Below are 4,513 nucleotides of genomic sequence, written 5' to 3'. Positions count from 1 at the left end.
ATTCTCTGCATCCTGCTGATCTTCATCGGCGGGGCGCTGTCGCTGTTTGCCTTCCGCGCGCCGCGGCTCGCTGCCGGCGGGCTGTTTGCGCCGATCTCGCGTGAGGGCGCGCTCGTCGTCAACAATCTGATCCTGACGGTCGCCTGCGGCACGGTGCTGACAGGCACGCTCTATCCGCTGCTGCTGGAGACGCTGACCGGCGACAAGATCTCCGTCGGACCGCCCTTCTTCAACCTGACCTTCGGCCTGCTGATGGCGCCGCTGATCGTCATCGTGCCCTTCGGGCCGATGCTTTCCTGGAAGCGCGGCGATCTGCTCGGCGCCCTGCAGCGGCTCTATGTCGTCGCAGCTCTCGCCTTCCTGGCCGCCGTGGCCTTCTTCTATGTCCAACATGGCGGACCGGTGCTGTCAGTGCTCGGGCTGGCGGCCGGCCTGTTCCTCATCCTCGGCGCCATCGCCGATCTCTGGTATCGCGCCGGTATCGGCAAGGTTTCCGCCAGTATCGCCTGGCGCCGGCTTTCCGGCCTGCCGCGTTCGGCCTTCGGCACCGCTCTTGCCCATGCCGGGCTCGGCGTCACCGTGCTCGGCATCGTCGCCGTCACGACCTTCCAGAGCGAATACGTCATCGAGATGAAGCCCGGCGGGATCACCGAGGCCGGCGGTTACAGCCTGCATTTCGACGGCATGCAGCCGGCGACCGGGCCGAACTATACCGAGGAGCGCGGCCACTTCACCATCCGGCGCGCCGGTGTCGCGGTGGCCGATACCTGGTCGGCCAAGCGTCTTTACACCGCCCGGCAGATGCCGACGACGGAGGCCGGCATTCTGACCTTCGGGTTCAGCCAGCTCTATGTCTCGCTCGGCGACGCCACCAAGGACGGCGGCATCGTCGTGCGCATCTGGTGGAAGCCGTTCATTCTCTGCATCTGGGGCGGAACGGTGATCATGGCCTTCGGCGGCCTCGTCTCGCTCACCGACCGCCGCCTGCGCGTCGGCGCCCCGCGTAGGAAGGCGAAAGCCACGAAGCCTGCTGCGCCTGCAATGGAGCCGGCGGAATGATGCGGCGTCTCTTGCTGGCTTTTGCTTTGCTGCTGATGGCGGCCCCCGCCTTTGCCGTCAATCCGGACGAGGTGCTGGCCGATCCGGCGCTCGAGGCGCGGGCCCGCGCCCTGTCGGCGGAACTGCGCTGCATGGTCTGCCAGAACCAGTCGATTGACGATTCCAATGCCGATCTCGCCAAGGATCTGCGCCTGCTGGTGCGCGAGCGCATCAGCGATGGCGACAGCGACGAGGCGGTGCTGAACTATATCGTCTCGCGCTATGGCGAGTTCGTGCTTTTGAAGCCGCGTGTCGGCATGAAGACGGTGCTGCTCTGGGGCGCACCGGTGCTGCTGGTGACCCTCGGCGGGCTGTCATTGCTGGTCTTTGCGCGCAACAGGGCCGGTAAGCCGACCGGCAGCAAGCTGACAGCCGACGAACAGGCGAAGCTGAGCGACCTTCTTGGCGAAGATCGCATTGTTTGACGAAGATCAATGGCGGCTCGACGAGCTCGCATTATCGTCATTCCAGCAACAATTCCTATAAACGAGGCAGGACAATGCAGGCGAAGGACATAATGACCACCAACGTGGTATCGATCGGTCCAGCGGTCGGTATACGCCACGCCGTCGCCGTCATGATGCAAAACAACGTCAGCGGTCTTCCTGTCATTGACGACGAAGGCCGCGTCTGCGGAATGCTGACGGAAGGCGATCTGCTGCTGCGGAAAGAGATCCGATTCTCCCCCCGCGCCGCCCGCGCGCCCGAAATGATATCGGAGATCGATCTTGAGCGATATATTTCCAGGAATGGCTGGTGTGTCGCCGATGTCATGTCTCAGGATGTGATCGTGGCGTGCCCCGACAGCGAGGTATCGGATATCGCCGAAAGCCTCCAGGCGCACCGGATCAAGCGGCTACCGATCGTTGAGGACGGACGTCTTGTCGGGATTGTCAGCCGCAGAGACATCCTCGGCCTGATCATCAATGCCCAGACGGCGCCGCTGCCAAAGGAAGATGAATCGATCAGGCTGGCGGTTCGAACGCGCCTGAGGTCGGAGTTGGGGATAACGCCTCAGAAGGTCCAAGTGACCGTGAAGAACGGCCAGGTGACACTCGATGGCAACGTGGAGTCGGAGTTGAAGCAAAAGGCTGTTCGCACCCTGGTCGAAAGCCTGGGCGTCGGCGCCTATCGGGATCGGCTCCAGATCGCTCGGCTGACCGTAACCGAAAGGGGCTGAAACAGCACGTCCAAGCTAGATCTTTGCCACGGCGTGGAAACAGTTCATCCCGCGCCCCATTTGTTTTCACGCAATTCCGGACGCAAAACCGCGACACACTTTTTGCTGGAATTAGCGGCGCGGCTTCGGCTGTCGCTCTCGGCGTCTCCGCACGGTGCTCATTGGTGAGGGTAATCTGACGCGAGGAGGCTCACTCGGTGTTGCGCCCCAAAACCGAGCGAGCCTCTGTCAAGTTTCCCCCCTTGACACGGGAAAATCCCGACCCGCCAAACCGACATACGCAATAGGCGAGGCCGTTTCTTTGATGGAGGTCAAACACGGCTGGAAGAGGCCCCGCTTATTCGGCGGCGATGATCTTTTCCAGAGCGGGTAGGATATCCGTCGCGAGGCTTTTCTCGTCGATCGGCCCGACATGTCTCAGGAAGATTCGTCCCGCGCGATCGATAACGAATGTTTCCGGGACGCCGTAGACTCCCCAGTCGATCGAACTTCTTCCCGTGGTGTCGATTCCGATTGCCGCGAACGGATTGCCGTTTTCCTGAAGGAAGGCTGCGGCCTTTTCTGGAGCATCCTTATAGTTGATGCCGACCAGCTTTATGCGAGAATCTTTGGCGAGTTTCATCAGCGCCGGGTGTTCGAGCCGACAGGGAACGCACCAGGACGCGAAGATGTTGACGATGGCGATGTGGCCATCAACTGTGTGATCGTTCAGCCCAGGCGCTTGAAGACCGGCAAGCGGCGCGAGATCGACGGCTGGATGTCGGCGTCCCGCCAACGCCGAAGGAATAGCGGCGGGGGAATATCCGTCCACGGATTCGCGATACAGCGTATTGGCGACGGCACCCGCAATCCCGAGAAACGCGACAAGCGGAATCGCAGCGAAGGCGTAGCGTCGCATCCTAGCGGTCTCCGCGAGGCTGCCGACGTCGTGCCAGCGCCTCGATCCGACGGCGGTAGCGTCGTCCTGAGAACCAGACCTTCAACGTCGCCGTGACCATGACCACGAAGGTGAGCAAATACGCCGCAAGAACATAGTGTTCGTGGTTCATTTCAAGTCTCCCGGTGAGCAGCGGCTTTTGCTGCGAGCCTGTCATGCCTGATCAGCTTCCGTCGCCAGATCTCGTTTCTTATCGATGCGACGTAGAGCGTGGCAAACAGCGCTGAGAACGCCACTCCCATGACCAGCAGAGGGCGTAGAAACTCGACGTCGAGGGCGGGGCCGCCCAGCCGCAGCACGCTGGCGGGCTGATGCAGCGTGTTCCACCAATCGACGGAAAACTTGATGATCGGAATATTGACGAAACCCACGACGATCAGGACCGCCGTGACACGGGCGGCGCGAGCCGGATCGTCGATCGCCCGGTAGATCGCCAATATGCCGAGATACATGATGAAGAGCACGAACATCGATGTCAGGCGGGCGTCCCATACCCACCATGTGCCCCACATGGGCTTGCCCCAGATCGCGCCGGTCACGAGCGACACGAAGGTGAAGGCGGCGCCAAGGGGAGCGGCGACGCGCGCCGCAACGTCGGCCAGGGGATGCCGCCAGACCAACGAGCCGATGGCATTGGCGGTCATCGTCGTATAGCAGAGCATGGCCATCCACGCTGCGGGGACGTGGACATACATGATCCTGACGGTTACCCCCTGTTGATAGTCGACGTCGGAGCTGAAGCTCAGATAGAGGCCGATCGCGAAGCAGAATGCGGTCAGGGCGGCAAGTGCAGGAAGCAGGCGTTCGGACAGTTCCAGGAACCTGGCAGGCTGCGCAAGGCCGACGATTGCGTTTTTAAGATGTGGAATTGAGCTCATACCTTCGAGCTTTAATGCCAGACGTCGTTCCGATAATTGATGTTGATCAAACAACCGACCTGTCGGCTGCAACGATTGGAATGACCGGCCGCCGCGATCAGCAGGCGGCTAAGGGACAGTTCGTCGTGGCTGGTCCCGGCGCGTCAGCCGCCCGCCTGGTGCGCGGGCTTCATCCGACTTGATCAAGATCAAATACGCCCAACCCCTCACAATGTATTGCTCGGACCACACAGGGGAGCGTGCATATGGATTTCGAAGCGTTTTTCAAAAACGAGCTGGACGGGCTTCATGCCGAGGGCCGTTACCGCGTTTTTGCCGATCTCGAACGTCACCGCGGCAATTTCCCGCGCGCGACGCGCCATACGGCCGATGGCCAAAAGGAAGTCACGGTCTGGTGCTCCAACGACTATCTCGGCATGG

At 61.6% G+C, this 4,513-nt stretch carries 6 protein-coding genes and 1 pseudogene; 4 read left to right on the top strand and 3 right to left on the bottom strand.

Features of this window, described 5'->3' with window-relative positions; all coding sequences use genetic code 11:
- From EEQ99_RS34270 to EEQ99_RS34260, 3 genes are all read left to right on the top strand, one after another.
- On the top strand, positions 1 to 1,059 hold a 1,059-nt coding region (locus tag EEQ99_RS34270), incomplete at its 5' end, for a cytochrome c-type biogenesis CcmF C-terminal domain-containing protein (RefSeq protein ID WP_280178108.1).
- Positions 1,056 to 1,523 carry a cytochrome c-type biogenesis protein gene (locus EEQ99_RS34265; protein WP_127431936.1) on the top strand — a complete coding sequence of 156 codons (468 nt, stop codon included), beginning with the start codon at positions 1,056 to 1,058 and terminating at the stop codon, positions 1,521 to 1,523. The genes EEQ99_RS34270 and EEQ99_RS34265, both read left to right, overlap by 4 nt.
- A 74-nt stretch (positions 1,524 to 1,597) precedes the next feature.
- Positions 1,598 to 2,278, top strand: coding sequence for a CBS domain-containing protein (locus EEQ99_RS34260; RefSeq protein ID WP_047619852.1), 681 nt, complete (start codon positions 1,598 to 1,600; stop codon positions 2,276 to 2,278).
- Positions 2,279 to 2,615: 337 nt separating this feature from the next.
- Here the strand turns inward: EEQ99_RS34260 and EEQ99_RS34255 are convergent, their stop codons facing one another.
- Genes EEQ99_RS34255 through EEQ99_RS34245 form a run of 3 tightly spaced genes read right to left on the bottom strand, consistent with a single transcriptional unit; the run spans position 2,616 to position 4,093 of the window.
- Complete coding sequence (locus EEQ99_RS34255; protein ID WP_047619827.1) at positions 2,616 to 3,176, bottom strand: DsbE family thiol:disulfide interchange protein; 561 nt, start codon at positions 3,174 to 3,176, stop codon at positions 2,616 to 2,618.
- A 1-nt stretch (position 3,177) separates the two neighbouring features.
- A complete protein-coding gene (gene ccmD / locus EEQ99_RS34250) occupies positions 3,178 to 3,327 on the bottom strand; it encodes a heme exporter protein CcmD (RefSeq protein WP_048338558.1) in 150 nt (49 codons plus the stop codon).
- Position 3,328: 1 nt separating this feature from the next.
- Positions 3,329 to 4,093 (bottom strand): heme ABC transporter permease, encoded by a 765-nt coding sequence (locus tag EEQ99_RS34245; protein WP_052213520.1) that lies wholly within the window; start codon positions 4,091 to 4,093, stop codon positions 3,329 to 3,331.
- Positions 4,094 to 4,338: 245 nt separating this feature from the next.
- On the opposite strand from EEQ99_RS34245, the pseudogene EEQ99_RS34240 reads away from it, so the two are divergent.
- Positions 4,339 to 4,513 (top strand): annotated as a pseudogene (locus EEQ99_RS34240) (5-aminolevulinate synthase); the annotation flags it as partial.

The sequence above is a fragment of the Rhizobium anhuiense genome, from assembly GCF_003985145.1.
Taxonomy (GTDB): domain Bacteria; phylum Pseudomonadota; class Alphaproteobacteria; order Rhizobiales; family Rhizobiaceae; genus Rhizobium; species Rhizobium anhuiense.
This window is presented reverse-complemented; position numbering and strand designations above follow the sequence as displayed.

Coding starts and splice junctions, on each gene's coding strand:
- EEQ99_RS34245 (WP_052213520.1), bottom strand. CDS start 4,093: ATGAGCTCAATTCCACATCTTAAAAACGCAATCGTCGGCCTTGCGCAG.
- EEQ99_RS34260 (WP_047619852.1), top strand. CDS start 1,598: ATGCAGGCGAAGGACATAATGACCACCAACGTGGTATCGATCGGTCCA.
- EEQ99_RS34265 (WP_127431936.1), top strand. CDS start 1,056: ATGATGCGGCGTCTCTTGCTGGCTTTTGCTTTGCTGCTGATGGCGGCC.
- EEQ99_RS34255 (WP_047619827.1), bottom strand. CDS start 3,176: ATGCGACGCTACGCCTTCGCTGCGATTCCGCTTGTCGCGTTTCTCGGG.
- ccmD (WP_048338558.1), bottom strand. CDS start 3,327: ATGAACCACGAACACTATGTTCTTGCGGCGTATTTGCTCACCTTCGTG.